The following is an 18,495-nucleotide window of genomic DNA, read 5'->3' on the forward strand; positions in this document are numbered from 1 at the left end:
AAATTGGGTTTAGAATAGAATTCAGATAACCTGATAACGCTCATCAATAGGCTGGATATAGTCAGTAACGGGCAGGCTGCCCGTTGTACATTATATTATCAAAACGGATTTAAAAAAATCGTCGAGACCGTATCTGATGCTAAACTTCCGAAGATTCCAATTCCTCCCTCTACATTATAGATCAGGTTTGGAATCTCCCCGGGGGATAGGGTAGAGCCACCCAGCTGTACATCCTGAGAGCGAACAAGATCAGCAATATTTTTATCGACTGACTGAGTGACAATTTGAGTCTCGCCATAGAACGCAACTCCCAGCCAAGGGTATTTGAGTGTAATTGTACCGTCCTGATTTTGTGTGAAGTTATCTTCGTTGATCAACCCGGATGAGTTCACCTGGAAATCGGAAAGTTCAACTCCATCCTCATCTAAAGCTGCGAAATAGAACGGTGTCATGTTATCAATCCGTGCATGGAGTGCAATGGCTGTAAAGACGAATATATTTTGTGTTTGAGTTCTTTCTGTTTCAGACAGAATCAGTTCAAGTTGATTTTCACTCTGGTAGAAAATTGTTTCAGGAATTTCGTTAATGACTTCGAAATCGTCGGGTATCGTTGTACTTGCATGGATAATCTCGTCTCTGTCTTCAAAACTTACATCAAGGCGATAGGTTCGCCTCGGCAGCATTCTGTGTTGCTTGTTTTGTGGGATATATCGTTCCTGTTCACTACTGTAGATATATCCAAAAACCTCTTCATCAGATCCGCTTTCATCCAGTAGTACTATCTGAACATCAGCATTATTAAGAACCACATCGGATGAATCATACTGTTGGTTTGCACGTGCAGTTGTCGTTACAAATACGCTTGGAAGAGAATCGTTTGCCACTGCAAAACTTTCAACAACCACGTATTCTTTATATGAGTCCTGATCATACTGATCACAAGCAGCTGCAAGGACTAATAAGGGTATGATGAATAAAAACTTTCTCATGACTTATTAAAAATTTACTGTGTAAGAGATAGATGGCAAGATTGGAAGCAGTGTTACCTCTGTTTTTTCAAGAGGCTCTTCTTCAAAATCGTAATTATAAAACCAAACATTTCTTCGCGAGTACACATTTATTACCTGGAATTGCCATTCTGCATCACCCAGATCAAAAAACCGTCCTTTACGGCTAAATGAAAGATCGAGCCGGTGGTAGGAGGGAAGCCGGGATGCATTTATCTTTCCTACCACGAATGCATCTCTGTCGGAGTTATCCCACGGCAGGTGAGCAAATTTTGTTCTCCCAAGGGGTTCGGTATAAGCTTGTCCCGTTGCATAACTGAATACAGCCGTGGCAGTCCATTTGGAGGACAATTCGTAAGTTCCAGAAATATTGAGATCGTGAGTACGATCGTATTTTGGTGGATAGAATCGGGCTTCTGATGGATCATCGAGAACTGGTGCATTAAAACCGGGAAATTTTCGTCGTGTTATTCCATAGGTATATCCTAAAAACCCGGTAAATCGCCCCACTTTTTTCTCAAAGAAAAGTTCAACTCCATATGCATAGCCATCTCCAAACCGAAAGAGGTCGGGGTAATCCTGTCCCGCTGCATCATTCAAAAAGGGATCTAACTCAAAAAGATCATGCATGGTTCGATAATAAATTTCTACATCTAGTCCGTAATCCTCAAACGGAATAGTTTTAGCACCAATTACATATTGATCACCATAGGCAGGGGGTACACCATTATCTGAAGTTAACCAGAGATCAAAGCCTGAGAATGCTTCATTTGTGATCAGTGTGAGATACTGATTGTAACGCCCATAGGCAGCCTGGAGCCGGATTCGGGAAGTTGGCCTGAATTCTGCAGAAAGCCGGGGTTCAATCCGAACATAATCTCCTTCTGAAAATGAATTCAGGCGGAACCCACCGTTAAAAATCCACTGATCGGAGGGCCTCCATTCGTCCTGGATGAAGGCGGATAAATAATTCGAATCAATTCGTTCTTTGAATGTATCCACATTATCAAAACGGTCTCTGAAATTCAGAATTAGATTTCCTCCCCAAACTCCCATTTTAATGGTGTGGTGTTCATTAGGCAGATATTCTAAATCCGCTTTCAGAGAAAGATCGTAGATATTGTTGTCTCGCTTGAAGGGAGTTCCTGCTATTTTGAATTCAGGTTGATTAAAATATCGGGACCCTGTTGCCGTGAATGAACCAAATAATTTGTCATTAATAATTCGACGCCATTTTGCTGTAAGCGTTTGGTTGCCATATTTCAGATTTATTTTTGCGTCTTCCTGGAATGGAATCCCGACATTGTCATTTCCGCTATAAAAAGCCAGGGAAAACCGGTTATTTTGAGTAGCATCAAAATTGAGTTTTCCATTCACATCATAGAAATAGAATTTATCGGGTACGTTATCTACACTCTGGCGAAGTATGGCCAACAGGGGTTCAAGGGTTGATCTTCGTACAGCCAGCATCCACGAACCTTTACTGTATGGCCCCTCAATAGAAGCCCTTGAGGAGAGCAGGCCAAGACTTACAGAACCCTCTGTTTCATTTCGATTACCATCTTTGTTAAAAATAGTAAGTACCGAGCCAATTCTGCCCCCGTATTCAGCCGGATAACCACCTTTATAAAGGCGAACATCTTTTACGGCATCAGGATTGAATGTTGAGAAGAAACCGAAAAAATGGGAGGGATTATAAACGGTCGTTTCATCCAGTAAAATCAAGGTTTGATCAGGACTTCCTCCGCGAATATACAGACCACTCGAAAAATCGGAGGCCGCTTTTACGCCGGGTAATAACTGAACAGATCGAAATACGTCGGGTTGAAGCACAGATGGAAGTTCTTTAACCATTTCGATATCTACTTGTGCCGTACCGATATTCCGCTGCTCTTCCTGCTCCGCTTCAGATTCCACATAGATCGCTTCCATCTCCACACTTTCGGGAATCATCTGGATATCCAGGCGAAGGCTTTCACCCGCTTCAAGTTCAATTTCCCGGTCAAATCGCTGGTACCCTATATAAGTGGCTGAGAGTGTGTATGTGCCCGGCGGAATGTTGGTTATCGTATAATAGCCAGACGTATTTGAGGAGGTACCACGGTTAATCTCAGTTAATGCAATATTTGCCATTAATAAGGTTTCACCGGTTTCATTATCAGTGATAAACCCGTTAACAGAGGCTGTTTCCTGCGCTGTTACCAATGAAAATGGAATTAGAATAAGTATGATGAATAGCAGTACTATTTGCTTCACTTATGTAAACGATCTTTTATTTGTTAGTCAATATTTACACGGACTTCTGCTTATAAAGTTATCAGTAAATATTGATTATTCTAATATTTATAATGTTAACTTCGTTTCATTATTTGAAATGAAATTAATAACTATTGTTGAGATACATAATCAATATATAGAAGTGGGCTTTGAACATTCTGACCGGATTTAAAAATTCATATCAACTTTTCTGTGGTTACAAGTGAAATGGGTCCACTTTTATAAATACGATTCCACGTTTAAATCCGTTATATTATGCAATGTGAGTTAAGACGGTAAGTTATAACCACATTTTGTTCATTGACATTCTGGGGGTGTACCGGATTCGACGGGTTGAGTACAATTGCAGGCTGCATGCCGAGATTGACCGATGAATCTCGTTAATCATTCATCATGGATAAATGTAATTGACAACAATTACTCATACAGACTCGCAGCATAAACTGACGAGTCCGTTCCTTTGGGTTCTTGCCAGTAGGGCCCATTGCGAGCGTCGACAAAACTGGCTTTTCCGAAGCGCATGTCTGCTGCGTGGCTGGAGAACTTAATGCAGAATAGGTTGAAGTTGCTTTGCTATTGAGCATTGCTTCATCCGAAACTTAATCAATAGCTAAGCATGTAGATGCTTGACGATTTACCTTCTCGGACCGGGGTTCGATTCCCCGCACCTCCACTATATTTTAGGCCCCATAGAAGCGTTGCTTTTATGGGGTTTTTTTATGGATAGGTAATGAGCTGAATGAAGACTAAATGTTGCGAAGCAGTGCTTCGCGGGTTCGATTCCCCGCACTTCTAAATATTAGCAAAGCTCAAACAGAAAAGGTTTTTAATATCCATAGAGTAAAAAATTTTTAGAGATTTTTAAAAATTGACTAATCAGTCATCTGCGGTTCAATGATATTCTTCACTTAACTTAAAGCCAATAGATCTAACTACTTCATAAGGCATTCAAAAAATTGAAAACACCAATAAAAAACATTAATTTAATTTCATATAAAAATATCTGAATATCTCTTTCTTTAGGTGCAACACATTTGTTATGCGTAAAGTGTCTTTCAACAGACTGGAATCTATTCTCTCAGCACTCCCAACTGTTTTGGTTATTTTAAAACCGGATGTTCCAAAATTTACGGTTCAAGAGGTTAATGACGCTTTTTTAAATCTGACGAATATAGAACGGCGGAATCTTTTAAGTAAACCCTTTCTGGAAACTTTAAGAGATTATTTTTCAGGTGAACAGGAGAAAAGTCTGTCTGATTTATTCAATTTGATTCAAAGAGCTATTTCCAACAAAGAAATAATGAAGACGGATATTATTGAATTTGAGTTAGATAAATGTGGTACTTCAACGACTCATTTGTACCTGCAATTCAAATGCTCACCGGTTGTAAACAGTGACGGTGCAGTGGATTCCCTGATATTGATTGCGGAAGACCTGACGGAAACTGTTGCTTCTGCCAAGAATATTTCTGATGATGACAAATTGAGAACCCGGAAAGAGCTACATAATTTAAATGAAAACTTAGCTGCACAGGCAGCCTCAAGTAGAGCCCAATACGAATCGGCCAGCCAGGAATTGGATGATTTTGTGTATTCCGTCTCACACGATTTACGAGCCCCATTACGAAGAATTGATGGATTTAGCCAGGAGTTATTGAATGAGTATGCGGAGAAACTCGACGATACAGGAGCTCATTATCTAAAACGTATTCGACAAGGTGCCCAGGACATGGGTCAACTTATTGATAACCTGCTAAAGCTTTCGAGAATATCCCGCAGAAATGTTGAAAAAGAGGAGTTTGATCTGGGTGAGGTTGCAAAAACAGTTTTTGATGACTTGATTGGTCCAGAGTCTGAACGAGTGGTCGAGATTGAAATTGATGAGAACTTAAAAACAGTAGCAGATAAAGGACTCATTAAAGCTATGCTGGTAAATCTAATCTCCAATGCACTGAAGTTTACCTCTAAAAAAGAGGAAGCAAAAATTCAGGTTGGCTCAACATCAAACGAAGGAGAAAAAGTTTTTTATATTTCTGACAACGGTGTCGGATTTAATTCTGCTTATTCGCACAAACTGTTTAAAGCGTTTAGCAGACTTCATTCTCATCATGAATTTAGTGGAACGGGAATTGGTTTGGCTACTGTAAAACGAATTATGACGTTGCATGGAGGAACTATCTGGGCCGAAAGCCCGGAGGGCGAAGGAGCTACATTTTATTTTCAATTTTAGACTTTTTTAAATGGCAGAACCAGATAACTATATTTTATTGGTTGAGGATAATCCGGATGATGTTGAATTAACCATTCTTGCATTTAAAAAGAATAATTTTGCAAACGAAATAAAAGTAGTTGAAGACGGCGAAGAAGCGATCCATTTTTTATCTGGAAAAAACAATGAGGGGATTTCAAAATTTGGCTATCCCGAGCTAATCTTACTTGATCTGAAGCTTCCTAAAGTAAATGGTCATGAAGTTTTAAAGGAGATTAAGGCTGACAAAAAAACCAAGAGAATCCCAGTGGTTATATTAACATCCTCGCAGGAGGAAGAGGATATCATCAAGGGGTATGATTTGGGGGCAAACAGTTACGTACGCAAGCCGGTTGACTACCAGGATTTTGTGGAAGTGGTCAACAACCTGGGGGTATATTGGCTTGCCATCAATAAGAATATAATTTAGGGATTGTGTTCTTCTTTATTAGAAAGAAGATTGCAACATAAATATGACAGAACCATTTCGAATTTTACTGGTGGAGGACAACCGGGATGATGTGGAACTACTTAAAATTCGGTTAAATAAACTGGATTTGGAGTTCAATCTTGATGTTGTCGATCAAAAAAATACTTTTATCGACCATCTGGAAGAGTATCAGCCGGATTTAATAATAAGTGACTATAATCTCCCCGGATTTACGGGAATTGAGGCCCTGGAACTTATACGAAAATACAATAATGAGCTTCCTTTTATTCTTATTTCCGGATTCATCGGAGAGGAGAAGGCCGTTGATTCAATGCTGCAGGGTGCATCTGATTATGTGCTCAAAGACAATCTTGAACGGCTTGGTCCTGCTGTTAAACGCGAGCTGATAAGCTACAGGAAACAAAAGAAGACGCAGAAAGAACGCGACAGAGCTATACGTGATCTTAAAGAGCGCGTTAAAGAGCAGCAGTGTCTTTATAAAATTTCAAGGCTGGACGATCAGAAATTTAGCATTAACGAGTTGCTTCAAAGGTCTGTGAGTTTAATTCCTGCCGGTTGGAAATATCCCGAAATTGCAGAAGCCTCCATCGAGTATGACGGTGAAGTTTATCAAACGCCTAATTATTCAGAAACGGATTGGTATTTAACCGGAAACTCGGATAAAATCCAAAGCGGGAATCTTAAACTTAAAGTTGTCTACCTGGAAAACAGACCGGTTTCAGATAGCGGGCCTTTTATCACTGAAGAGCAGCATTTAATTGAATCGATTGTTGATCTTCTTTCTTTGAAAATCAATCGTATTCTTGATCAAGAGGAACTTGAAAGAAAGCAGCAACTCCTGGAAAAAACCTATGATCTTGCCCAGATCGGAAACTGGGAAATCGATATAGTTAATACAGAAATATATTGGTCTTCTAAAACCAAAGAGATCCATGAAGTTCCGGAAGGCTTTTTTCCGGATATCGAAACGGGGATTGAATTTTATAAGGAAGGAAAAGACAGGGAAACGATTCGCCGTCTAATCAACCGGGCTATTGAAGAAGGAGAGTCATTCGATGTTGAACTGAGAATTATTACAGCAAAAAATAATGAAAAATGGATCAGGGTTATTGGAGAGCCTGAACTTGACAATGGTAAATATATAAGAATTTTCGGGAGTTTGCAGGATATTGACGAAAGGAAACGGGCAGAAGAGGAGGTACATAAGCGTGAGCAGAGATTTCGATCTCTCGTGAATGAAGGTTCTGATATCATAGCCATTATAGATGTTGATGGAAATTACAAATATGTAGCTCCTACAAAAGACAGAATGCAAAAAATGGGTCGGGAACCACAAGAGTTCTATGATCAATCAATTTATGATGTGCTCCACCCTGACTATCACACACGTATAAAGAAGTCTCTACACAATATTTCTCCCGGTGAAAGTATTAAAATTGCCCCATTCCAGTATAAGGATAAAGAAGATACTTGGCGATGGATGGAATCTACTGTTACAAATTTAACTGAAAATCCTGCCATTAATGGGTACGTAACCAACTCCATGGATGTAACCGAACGGATCGATCAGGAAAGAAAGCTACGTGAGATTGTTGAAAACAGTACAAATCTATTCTATAGGCACGATGCAAATCATCTCATCACCTATTTAAGTCCGCAATCGAAGGAGTTTTTAGGTTGCAGCCCGGAAAAGGCAAAAAGAATGTGGACAGAGTTTGCAACAGATCACCCTGTAAATGAGAAAGGTATCCAAAAAACAGAAAAAGCCATTGAAACCGGAATTGCACAGGATCCATACGAGCTTCAACTGAAAAAATTTGATAACGAAATCATCTGGGTTGAAGTGAATGAAGCCCCGGTTGTTGAAAATGGTGAAACTGTTGCGATAGTTGGATCGCTGACTGACATTACTGCACGAAAAGAGTATGAAGAAAAACTTGAGAAACTCTCCCTTGTAGCATCAAAAACTACCGATGTAATCATTATGACGGATGCCGATGAGAAAGTTACCTGGGTGAACGATGCCTATGAGAAATTGACGAAATATTCAATGGAAGAATCGTTGGGTAAAATACCGAGCGATTTTCTGCAGGGGCCTGGAACAGATCCCGAAACAAAGAAAATTATACAAGAGGCGATTGATGCAAGAGAGTCTGTACAAGAAACCATCCTAAATTACGACAAGTATGGAAATGAATATTGGCTCGATATGAAAATAGACCCATTATTTGAAGATGGAGAATGTACAGGATTTATAGCAATTGAGAGAGATGTAACTCTCCGGCGTCGGGCATATGAAAAACTGGTTGCTACAGAGCAAAAGCTTCGTGAAATCGTAGAACACAGCACGAATCTCTTTTTCAAACACGATGTGAATCACCAGCTGGAGTATATAAGCCCGCAGAGCTTTGATTTTATTGGGCTTAAACCTGAAGAGGCGATGAATAAGTGGATGGATCACGTAACCGATCATCCCGCGAATGAAATCGGGTTCAGGAAAAAAATAAAAGCTATCGAGACAGGTAAGCCACAGGGTTCATATGAATTGCAATTCAAACACGCGGATGGTGGGATTATATGGGCTCGGGTACATGAGGCCCCTGTTTTAGAAAATGGTGAAACAGTAGCAATCGTTGGATCTTTAACGGATATCACTGATCAGAAAAAGTATGAGGAAAAGCTTGAAGAGCTTTCACTTGTTGCAGCTAAAACCACCGATATTATCATCATGACGGATGAAAACGACAAAGTCACATGGGTGAATAAGGCGTTTGAGCAAAAGATGGGTTATTCATTAGAAGAAAGTGTGGGTAAAACTCCCGGTGAATTATTGCGAGGTGAGAATACAGACGATAAAATAGCTAAGAGGGTTCGTAACTTAAAGCGAAAGATGGAGTCTATTCACGAAGTTATTCTGAATTATACAAAAGAGGATCACCCAGTTTGGCTGGATATGACCGCCGATCCCATTTTTGATGATGATGGTAATTTTAAAGGATATATAGCGATCGATAAAGATGTAACTGAATTGGTTGAACAAAGACGTAAACTCGAAGAAAGTGTCGAACGATATGAAATTGTAACTCAAGCTACCAGCGACACTATTTGGGATGCTGATTTAGTGAATAATGTAACAACCTACAACTCCAATATTCATGAGGTTTTTGGATACGATATTGAGCAAGTAGATAATACAGGAGATTGGTGGTTAAGTAAAGTTCATCCAAATGACCGTGAACGTATGCACTATTTGTTCAAAAAGGCTTTGAATTCAAAAAGAGATCGGACGCAGGCTGAATATCGTTTTCGGTGTAAAGACGGTACATACAAATATATAAATGATCGCGCTTATATTATTGCCGATGAAGATGGAAAACCGATCAGGATTATCGGTGCAATGCAGGATATCACCAAGCAAAAAGAGGAGAATTTATGGCTTAAGTTACTGGAGTCTGCCATTGCAAACAGTAACGAAGCAATTGCGATCATTGAAGAGAAAACCCCTCAATCACCTGAAAGAAATATTTTATATGTAAATGACGCATTTGAAAAAATGACCGGTTTCAGCAGGGATGATGCTCTTGGAAATTCCTTGCTTAGTTTTATGGGAAACAAGACAAATAGAAAAGAAATTGTCAGTACAATTCAGGCCTTAGACAGGGGAGAGAGATGTCAATTAGAGATAGCATACCTCGATAACACGGATCAGGAGAAGTGGGCACACATATCATTTGCACCTGTAAGAGATTGGGCGGGTAAATACAGTCATTGGATCTGTATTGGAAGGGATGTGACAGAACGAAGAAATCGAATCAATCAATTGAGAGACTCACTACAGGAAAAAGAAACTCTACTGATGGAGATTCATCACCGGGTTAAAAATAACCTCGCTGTTGTGTCCAGTATGATGCAATTACAGGCTATGGAAGAGGGTCAAGACGAAATATTACAAAAGAAATTATACGACAGTGTATCGAGAATTCGTACGATGGTAACTATTCATGAAATGCTGTATGAATCGGGCAGTTTTTCCAAGATTGATTTCTCTGTGAACCTAAGAAAGCTGGTTTCAATGATTGTAGATACAATTCAAATTCAGGCGGATATTGATGTGGAGTTTGAATGCGAGGAGATTGAGCTGAATGTAAACCAGGCAATACCGTCGTCTCTTATTGTCAATGAAGTGATCACAAACTCTATTAAACACGCCTTTAAAGACAGGAAAAAAGGGTTAATTAAAATCGAACTACAAAAGCTGGATGATGAAGTAATAATAACGATTAGGGATGATGGTCGTGGACTACCGGATAATTTTAATTATAAGAGTTTATCCAGCCTGGGCATGCAACTGATTGATGTTTTGTCAAAACAGATGGATGCCACCTACAACTATGAAACAGTGCATGAAAATGGCACAGAATTTTCTATCCAATTTAATAAAAAAGAGATCAAGGGCATTGGAAATGCTTATTTGGTGTAAAATTCAGGTTAAATTAGTATTCAATGCATAAGATATATATCCATAAAAGTGATACAAAGGGAATTGGGAATGCCTACCTAACCAATAATTGAGTCTCTAATCAGCTCATTAAAAGTTAGGTTCGGCTATTTGGATTTAAGTTTTGGAGCAATTGTTTCGAAAATAAATAACTTTAAAAAATTACGTTATCAATTAATCAACAAAACCCAATCCTCCCCCGGATCTGAAGGAACGGATCCCGGTTCGACTTCTGTACCTCCTTCTGAAGTGAAAACTTCCCCTTCAAACTCACCGGTTCTTGGATTGAACCATTGCATAGTAACTTCACCGGACATATCAGTCAGGTCAACCGAACCCGTCGATTCAGAAGCGGGATAGTAGACTGCATAAATTTCTCCCGGTTTTGCAAAAACCTGTGCTCCCATTTCGGATGTGACGCCATCCCCCTCGCCAACTGTCAACGTAGATTCGTTTGACACCCGTTCATCCATCGGCTGCATCTGATGAAAGGGGAGGTTCTCCTGCATAAAAGACCGGGCGTACCAGGTGTAATCCCAGAGAGCATCTGCTTCCGGTTTTTTGAAACTGTCTACTTCGAGAAATCCTTCAAGAATAAATTCTATTTGGCCTCCGGACATGTATGTTGGCCATAATTTCTGTTTTCGCTGTCTATCTGCGTCGTCTACAGGAATCCAGGATATGTTATCCCCTACATCTACTGTGAATTCATCCATTGAAGCAGGAATAGGGTGGCCTGCCTCAGCAGTCGCAGTTCGAATGGCCTCTGTAATATGGTCAATCCTTCTTTGGTTGAGCTGAACCGAAGTTGTACTAAATAACGGGTCTCCATATATGAATGCCAGCTCTTCAACCGGATCACCAGCCGTATGAACCGTAATGGGGTGGTCATACGGGTCAACTTCTTGAATATAAGACGCAAATTCGCGGACTCGTTCGGGACCTAAATCAAACTTCAGGTTATACTCTTCACTGATATTCCATTGCAGGGCAGGGTGGTGACCAAATCGGGCGATCATTTCCCGGTAAAAAAGTTTTCTTTCGGTTCCGAGTTCACCGTCATCGAGTTCACGTTTATTGGCTTCCTCGGCTTCGTTGAGTACGGCGTGGAGCGCAATCCCTTTTTCCTGGGCATATTTTAAAACGGTTTCCCATTGCTCGAGTTTGCTGATATCATAATGGAGATTGTCGTTTTCGGGATTCCCCGATGGATCCGGGTTCCCAACCCATGGGAACACATCCTTACCATCTCCTCCAATGTTCTGAAGCAGAAAATAGATACTGTTCACATTTTTTGAGGAGAGATAATTAAGGGCTCCAATAATTCCTTTCCCTTCGCCATCGCCCCAATCAGGGTCGCCCGGATTCCAGTCTTCAATATGGGCAGAATAGGTGTGAAGGGCCGGCAGACTCTCAAGGCCGTCGTAATTTTGTGTACTCCTGGTGGTGTTATCAAATCCATCATAAGCCAGGAAATTTTCGGGGCTGTCTGCTCCTCCTTTAATCCAGTAATCTCCGTCTCTGAATTTGAAATAGTGTTCACCAACATATTCCAGCCGCCCCCACTTATAAAAACCCTCCGCCGATGAATCTGTAGGCTCAATATCAAAACTGCCGGTGGCTCCGTCGAATGCAACAGATTCGCCTGACTGGTCAGTATTTACGGCAATCTCATCGCCACTTACAAAGTTTGCAGTGTAGTTCCATATTCCGGGGGCATCGGGAGAGAAGAGAACTCTCCATATGTTGCCGGTGCCTCCTCCATTACCGTCTCCTGCAAAGAATCCCGGTACATGATATACTTCTCCATCCGGTCCCGTAAACTCCACTTCAAGTCTATAGTCAAGAAACGGATTTGGATTGCTGTCACTTTCTGTGGCTTCCGGGCCTTCAAAATCAATTGTCACTTTGTTCCATGTTTCAAGTGTGCCGCTAACGTTACCGGCGGGGCTTGTTTGGCAGTTTGTGGATCCAATGAAAAATGAAATTAGAATTAATATCAGGGATAGATTCTTTATAACGTTCATTATGAGATTATATCTGATTATTAGTGACCTTAGACTCAGAACAATATAAAAAATTAAAAAAGAACTGAAGTAGAGCCATATATGTCTGAAAATTTAGCTCTCATGTATCATCTCTATAAATTTATGACTTAGTTCGCACAATAAATGGACCCAAAAATATTAATGATCAATCTCAATTTCGGATAAATGCATCTGATTGTTACAAAGGGCATTTATATCCGGAATAATTTAATGCCGCTGAATATTAAAATATTCTAATATTTAGTATTATGATAGTGTCGGCAAAAAGGGAGGCAGTTTAAAACCATACAACCTGTTCAAAAAAAAGCACAATATGAGTCAGAAAGTCCGAATATTGTTAATTGGGGACGATATTGCTGGAAGAGAAAAAATTTCAGATACACTAAAAAAACTTTATACCAAAGGGCGAGTCGATGTAATTGACAGTTTTAAAAGTTTAAGAGAATATTACAATTTGAGCGACTACGACATCGTCATTTGTGATTTCAACTTATCAGATTACAATGGAATTGAAGTTCTGTTCTATGTGAGAGAAAGAGAACTCCAACTACCTTTTATATTTATTTCAGATACAGTTTGGGAGGAATCTACCATTGATACATTGGTGCTAAACGGTGCTTCGGATTATGTATCTACGGATAATCTCAAGGAACTGGAGTTTGTAGTCAGGCGAGAGGTGAACAGGTATCACCATTTTCGCAATACAAAATTGAAATTACAGGCAAGTGAATTCCGGTTTCGGTCCCTGGTTCAATCCATAAACGGAATTGTACGGGAAATTGACCTGGAAACACTTAAAAATATTTATGTAAGTCCGCAGTCGATGAATATTTTGGGCTATCCCGCATCCGATTGGTTGGAAAACAGACATTTTTGGCTTGAGCAGGTACATCCCAAGGATAGAAATGGAATGATTTCAAAAGTTAATCAAGTCATACAAGAGGGGGGACATCATACCCTTGAATACAGGATGATCAGCTCTCAGGGAGATATAGTTTGGATACGCGACTTGCTGACCATCCGCGAAGAGAATGGTGTGCCGGTAAGCCTTGATGGATTGATGATCGACATCACAAAAGAGAAAGAGATTGTGTATCAACGGGATTTAGCTATTGAAGCTGAAAAAAGACGAATGAAGGAGCAGAAATGCCTTTGGAATATCACCAACCTTGATGAGCAGGATTTTACAATTCCACAACTCTTGCATCGGGCTATGATGCTTATTCCTATCGGCTTTCAGTATCCGAAGTTTATTGGTGTTAAAATTCTGTATGCTAACGAAGAGATTACATCCATCAACTACGAAGAATCGGAAGTAGTAATCTCATCCCAAAACCTGAAACTCCGGGATGACGCGCTGTCTATTGAGATAGTGTATTTAGATGATGAACCTTTCCAAAGTGGAGAAATTCCGTTCCTTGAGGATGAAAAGCATCTGTTAGATACCATTATTGATATTCTGGCTGTAAAGATTGCCAAAAAACGTAGTTCAGATGATCTGAAGAAGCATGAGCAACTTCTCATTAATACATATGAGTTAGCTCAACTGGGCCGGATGATTTAGTAAACACAAAAACAATTTTTTGAGTATTATGTAGTCAAATCAAAAACCAAGTGAGAATGTTATGCCCAGGATTACAGACAGACCACCGGAATTCATTAGAAATGAGCTAATCGAGTTAAATACCAGCCTTGATACGCTGCTGCCCTATAAGGAGCTCGATAAAAATGTGATGATTGCAACATGGAACATCAGGGCATTTGGAGATCTGACTGAAAAATGGGAAGCTGACGATGATGATAGTCCCAAACGTGATCTGCATTCACTGCTGGTTATCACAAATATCGTCAAGAGATTTGATATCATTGCCATTCAGGAGGTGCGAGGAAATCTAAAAGCATTGCGCCACATGCTGAAAATTCTCGGTGAACATTGGAGTTTTATTTTGACGGATGTTTCAGGCGGAAGTGAAGGAAACGACGAACGACTGGCATTTCTCTTTGATACCCGAAAGGTGAAGCTATCTGGTCTGGCCTGTGAATTGGTAGTACCCAATGAAGAGATAGAATCAATCGAAGAAGGTGCTTTTAAACGACAATTTGCCAGAACACCTTATGCAGTTGGCTTCAGAGTCGGCGGAAAAACCTTTGTTTTGGTAACACTGCATGTACTTTATGGCGATAGTCCATCGGAAAGAACACCCGAGTTAAAAGCCATTGCAGAATGGTTAAAGAGATGGTCGGAAGACATGCACTCTTTTGATCAAAGCCTGATGGTTTTAGGTGATTTTAACATCGATCGAAAAGATGATGAGAGATATAAAGCTTTTGTATCAACCGGCTTGAAAGTTCCTGAAGACTTACACGACATTCGCCGTACTGTTTATGATGGAAGTTCTAAATTTTACGATCAGATCGCCTGGTTTGAAGACGATGACAATATCTCTCAACTATCTGTTAAATATTTGAGGGGAGGATCACTGAAGTTTAGTCCGCACGTTCTACAAAACAGGAATTTAAGTTCATCCCAGCTGTCATGGAGAATCTCCGATCATCTGCCGTTATGGGCTGAATTCTCAACCCGCTGATTGATCATTATTCTACTGTCCAGGTTTCGGAAACGTGAAGAAGTTCACGGATCGTTACGTGTTCACGTAAAATGTTTTGTACGTCCATTAGATGATATGATAGATTTGAGTAGGTAGAATTAAGCAGATAATAGATGTAGAACTGTCAAAAATACCGAGAAATAATTTTACAATGCAGCCATTAAAGCCATCCTTTTCGTTTGAAGTAGAATGCCATAATAAATGCAAGAATGAGCATAACTATCCAGGCAGCGGGGTAACCGAAATACCAGTTTAATTCAGGCATGTTCAACGGGCTTGCTTCGGGGTTAAAGTTCATACCATAGATACCCGCCACAAATGTCAGGGGCATAAAAATTGTCGCTATAATCGTTAATACTTTCATTACTTCATTCATTCGATTACTTAAACCTGACATATACATGTCGTAAAGGCCAAACACCATTTCCCGGCTGGTTTCAATACTGTCGATAACTTGTACAAGGTGATCATAAACATCGCGAATAAATACTTTTACCTCATCAGAAATCAGGGGAGATTCATCTCGAATCAGAGAGTTTAAACCATCGCGAAGAGACCAGACTGATTTTCTGAAATGAACAAGTTCACGACGCATTGAGTGAATCTTCTGCAAATGTTTTTCCCGGGGATCTTCAATAACCAGTTCTTCTATTTCTTCAATAGAATGTCCAATTAAATCTAAAGCCTGGTAATAATGGTCTACAATCGTATCGATGAGGGCATATGCAAGATAATCAGAACCCAATTTTCGCAGCCTGGTATTCTCCATCTGCAGTCTTTTAATGATGGGATCAAAAACGGGGTCATCTCTTTCCTGGAAGGATAGAACATAATTTTCGCCTAAAACTATACTGATCTGTTCCGTATGCAATCCATGTGATTCAGCATCTTGATTTTTATGAGTTATCATTCGCATTACAACAAAAATGGAGTCCTCGTACTCCTCAATCTTAGGACGCTGAGACATATTCACGATGTCTTCATGGATCAATGGATGAAGTTCGAAATAATCCCATACTGTGCGAAGTTTCTCGATATCATGAAGCCCCTGTACCTGTATCCATGTTTTAGAGTCGGATTGTAAAAAAGATTCCGAGGATTCAATTTTCTCAATGGGGATCACATCATAATGTTGTTCACTAAAGTCATGAACAATCATTCTTACTTCATCCAGGTGTTGTTCACCCGTATATATTGCTGTACCGGGTTTTTGTCCCGGCGGCTTTTTGGCGGATCGCTTAAAGGGCTTAGGTACTAAGGTACTCTGAAGTTTCCTGGCTGCATTTTTAGCACGTTCTTTCATGAGAGTATTTCTAAGAGTGGCTTATAGTTGATCTATTCCTCGATACAACGAACAGAACGTCCAAAGGCTTTATTTCCGGCAAAGGTATTGCTGCCTTCACCAAATGTTAAGATCTCCCCCCGTTTTTCACTAAACTGGTCGGAAGCCCAATAATTTCCAACTTCTCCTCGCAGTTGAAGCGAGCCGTCAAATGATTGCAGGTTACCGGCAGCATGCATTTTTAACGTTGAGTTGAAAGCCGATGTCCTGTTCCCGTCTCCCATTCCTCCTTTATTTGCAGGTGCCGACATAAATGCGCGTAACTCTTCAACGGTCGGAAGCCTCCAGGTATCACCCAGTAAGATACGGCAGGGATCATTCTCGAGCTTCCATTCGGAATCCTCCACAATTTCATTCGTGGGCCACCTGGGAGTCAAATTTGTTCCGTTGTTATAAAAACCCTGTTTTCGGTTAAACTGGAAATACCATCCGGCTTTTGAAGCATCGTCGTCAACTGATGTTTGGGGACGACTTGAGGCACCAAGATTTACACCAAGCCAGATCTTATCGCCACCGGGCCCCGGCCAGTTAGCCTGAACAGTGGGATAGGTACGCTCATTATAAAGCTGGCCATTTGCGGGTGTCACACCTTCCACATATCCATGTGAAATCTCTGTAGGGCCATCGTATGAAGGCAAAAACCAAGAGCAAGAGCTCAATATAAATATTGAGAGTCCAATAAAAGCTGCCTTTAAAGTTCGTTGCATGCGAATAATCAATTCCATTTTTTTAAACTGTCATAAAATAGGCAGTTCACAGGTGAATTCACAGATAATTGATAAGACTACCGTTAAAGATATTTATGAATCAAAAATGCGATAATGAACCTTTTATAAAATGGAAGTTACTCGCTGCTTATGAAGCTAAATTTCAAAGATAGAAAATTACTCCTGTCTGAAGATAAGATGTTGTATAAGCTCTATAAAAAGCTGACGTCAATCGTTCCCTGGTTGAATTTCTGGTCGTAAATGCTGCAATGGATTTTAAATAGACACCTGATATTACTGGAATTTCAATTTCAATATCGCCATTCCAATAAGAATAATATAGAGTTTTGCCTCCATCTACTTCAAAGTTCTTAAAGTCACGTAGTGTGTGTTCAAGGCTCATTGAAATGGTTGATTGACGCAATCTGAACTCTATATCGGTTCCAAATTCGATCTCTTTATAGTCTAAATTACTGGTTGGGTGATCATAAAAAACGGTGCCCTGCACAGGAAATTCAATTTCAAATGCATCTGACTTGTTTTCTAATGTATAGATTACTCCAAGTTCAATCTTTGTGAATTCCCTGTCTCGATAATCCAGTGGTGAGTCTTGAGTTTCAAACTCCGTGATTCGTTGATCTCTGTAAAGAGCCATTGATTCAATTTCGAACTCATGATTAAATCTCTCTCCTTGATCCCAGCTTTTTTTAAATTCAGCCTCTGCTGTATATGCATTGTACTTAGTTTGTTGATTATCAAACTGATCATAGGCCTTGTATCTGTATTTACCCTCAAATTTGAGCCAGGTCTTATTTCCAAGATAAAAATCAAGATGGAGTGGGGCTTCTAATTGGTGATAGGACAAACGAGTACTAAATACAAGGTCTGTGCGATCTACTCCATCTTGTCGTTCTCGCCTCAATTCCGGTGCCAATTCAATATAGACACCATCTAAAAAATTACTTCTAAATGATGAAAGTAACCTGTAATTGAATCGATGAGCTTGAGATTGTTGATAGTACAAATCGGTTCCCACATCAGCGCTTAGCTTTAACCTGTTTTCTGCCCACTCCCGGTAGTAGTCACTTTCAATGTAAAATTCATTATAAATTGAATTTTGCCAAAGTTGTTTTCTTGCCAGGGTGTCAGAGCTTTCAACTAACTTTTCAGGATTTTTGAAAATATTCCATTCATAACCCTGGTTAATACCGGTTTCCAAATCTAGTTGAGCATATACTTGAGTCGTGAATAGGAGAACGAGAATAAAAGATACTATAGATGCTAAGAGTTTATTCATTCTTAGTTAAA

11 protein-coding genes and 1 other RNA gene are annotated in these 18,495 nt (G+C 39.9%); 6 read left to right on the forward strand and 6 right to left on the reverse strand.

Translation table 11 applies throughout. From position 1 onward, the window contains the following. Positions 1–98 precede the first annotated feature (98 nt). Positions 99–989 (reverse strand): DUF4249 family protein, encoded by an 891-nt coding sequence (locus L6773_RS19795; protein WP_237856336.1) that lies wholly within the window; start codon positions 987–989, stop codon positions 99–101. A 6-nt stretch (positions 990–995) separates the two neighbouring features. Continuing rightward, complete coding sequence (locus L6773_RS19800) at positions 996–3,263, reverse strand: TonB-dependent receptor (protein ID WP_237856337.1); 2,268 nt, start codon at positions 3,261–3,263, stop codon at positions 996–998. Positions 3,264–3,594: 331 nt separating this feature from the next. Between L6773_RS19800 and ssrA the strand changes: the two genes are divergently transcribed. From ssrA to L6773_RS19820, 4 genes are all read left to right on the forward strand, one after another. Then, positions 3,595–3,960: a transfer-messenger RNA gene (gene ssrA / locus L6773_RS19805) on the forward strand. A 363-nt stretch (positions 3,961–4,323) separates the two neighbouring features. Next, on the forward strand, positions 4,324–5,514 hold the full coding sequence (locus tag L6773_RS19810) for an ATP-binding protein (protein ID WP_237856338.1): 1,191 nt from the start codon (positions 4,324–4,326) through the stop codon (positions 5,512–5,514). 10 nt (positions 5,515–5,524) lie between these two features. After that, complete coding sequence (locus tag L6773_RS19815) at positions 5,525–5,962, forward strand: response regulator (protein ID WP_237856339.1); 438 nt, start codon at positions 5,525–5,527, stop codon at positions 5,960–5,962. A 43-nt stretch (positions 5,963–6,005) separates the two neighbouring features. After that, positions 6,006–10,463, forward strand: coding sequence for a PAS domain S-box protein (locus L6773_RS19820; protein WP_237856341.1), 4,458 nt, complete (start codon positions 6,006–6,008; stop codon positions 10,461–10,463). Between the two features lie 188 nt (positions 10,464–10,651). Here L6773_RS19820 and L6773_RS19825 read toward each other — a convergent pair whose 3' ends face one another. After that, positions 10,652–12,508, reverse strand: coding sequence for a DUF5060 domain-containing protein (locus L6773_RS19825; protein WP_237856343.1), 1,857 nt, complete (start codon positions 12,506–12,508; stop codon positions 10,652–10,654). A gap of 334 nt (positions 12,509–12,842) precedes the next feature. Here L6773_RS19825 and L6773_RS19830 point away from each other — a divergent pair, with 334 nt between their 5' ends. Together L6773_RS19830 and L6773_RS19835 are read left to right on the forward strand one after the other, a co-directional pair. Continuing rightward, positions 12,843–14,093 carry a PAS domain-containing protein gene (locus L6773_RS19830; protein WP_237856345.1) on the forward strand — a complete coding sequence of 417 codons (1,251 nt, stop codon included), beginning with the start codon at positions 12,843–12,845 and terminating at the stop codon, positions 14,091–14,093. 61 nt (positions 14,094–14,154) lie between these two features. Beyond that, entirely contained in the window at positions 14,155–15,117 is a 963-nt protein-coding gene (locus L6773_RS19835) for an endonuclease/exonuclease/phosphatase family protein (protein ID WP_237856347.1), read from the forward strand. A gap of 181 nt (positions 15,118–15,298) precedes the next feature. On the opposite strand, the gene corA is transcribed toward L6773_RS19835, so the two are convergent. From corA to L6773_RS19850, 3 genes are all read right to left on the reverse strand, one after another. Then, a complete protein-coding gene (corA, locus tag L6773_RS19840; RefSeq protein WP_237856349.1) occupies positions 15,299–16,441 on the reverse strand; it encodes a magnesium/cobalt transporter CorA in 1,143 nt (380 codons plus the stop codon). A gap of 32 nt (positions 16,442–16,473) precedes the next feature. After that, positions 16,474–17,187, reverse strand: coding sequence for a fibrobacter succinogenes major paralogous domain-containing protein (locus L6773_RS19845; protein ID WP_237856350.1), 714 nt, complete (start codon positions 17,185–17,187; stop codon positions 16,474–16,476). 163 nt (positions 17,188–17,350) lie between these two features. Further along, positions 17,351–18,484: a hypothetical protein gene (locus tag L6773_RS19850; RefSeq protein WP_237856351.1), complete on the reverse strand. Its 1,134-nt coding sequence runs from the start codon at positions 18,482–18,484 to the stop codon at positions 17,351–17,353. Positions 18,485–18,495: the final 11 nt, after the last annotated feature.

Source organism: Rhodohalobacter sulfatireducens, from assembly GCF_022012475.1.
Classification (GTDB): domain Bacteria; phylum Bacteroidota; class Rhodothermia; order Balneolales; family Balneolaceae; genus Rhodohalobacter; species Rhodohalobacter sulfatireducens.

What these genes read in the sequence shown, in the direction of transcription:
- L6773_RS19795 (WP_237856336.1), bottom strand. Translation starts at nt 989, where the DNA reads ATGAGAAAGTTTTTATTCATCATACCCTTATTAGTCCTTGCAGCTGCT.
- L6773_RS19810 (WP_237856338.1), top strand. Translation starts at nt 4,324, where the DNA reads ATGCGTAAAGTGTCTTTCAACAGACTGGAATCTATTCTCTCAGCACTC.
- L6773_RS19815 (WP_237856339.1), top strand. Translation starts at nt 5,525, where the DNA reads ATGGCAGAACCAGATAACTATATTTTATTGGTTGAGGATAATCCGGAT.
- L6773_RS19820 (WP_237856341.1), top strand. Translation starts at nt 6,006, where the DNA reads ATGACAGAACCATTTCGAATTTTACTGGTGGAGGACAACCGGGATGAT.
- L6773_RS19825 (WP_237856343.1), bottom strand. Translation starts at nt 12,508, where the DNA reads ATGAACGTTATAAAGAATCTATCCCTGATATTAATTCTAATTTCATTT.
- L6773_RS19830 (WP_237856345.1), top strand. Translation starts at nt 12,843, where the DNA reads ATGAGTCAGAAAGTCCGAATATTGTTAATTGGGGACGATATTGCTGGA.
- L6773_RS19835 (WP_237856347.1), top strand. Translation starts at nt 14,155, where the DNA reads ATGCCCAGGATTACAGACAGACCACCGGAATTCATTAGAAATGAGCTA.
- corA (WP_237856349.1), bottom strand. Translation starts at nt 16,441, where the DNA reads ATGAAAGAACGTGCTAAAAATGCAGCCAGGAAACTTCAGAGTACCTTA.
- L6773_RS19845 (WP_237856350.1), bottom strand. Translation starts at nt 17,187, where the DNA reads ATGCAACGAACTTTAAAGGCAGCTTTTATTGGACTCTCAATATTTATA.
- L6773_RS19850 (WP_237856351.1), bottom strand. Translation starts at nt 18,484, where the DNA reads ATGAATAAACTCTTAGCATCTATAGTATCTTTTATTCTCGTTCTCCTA.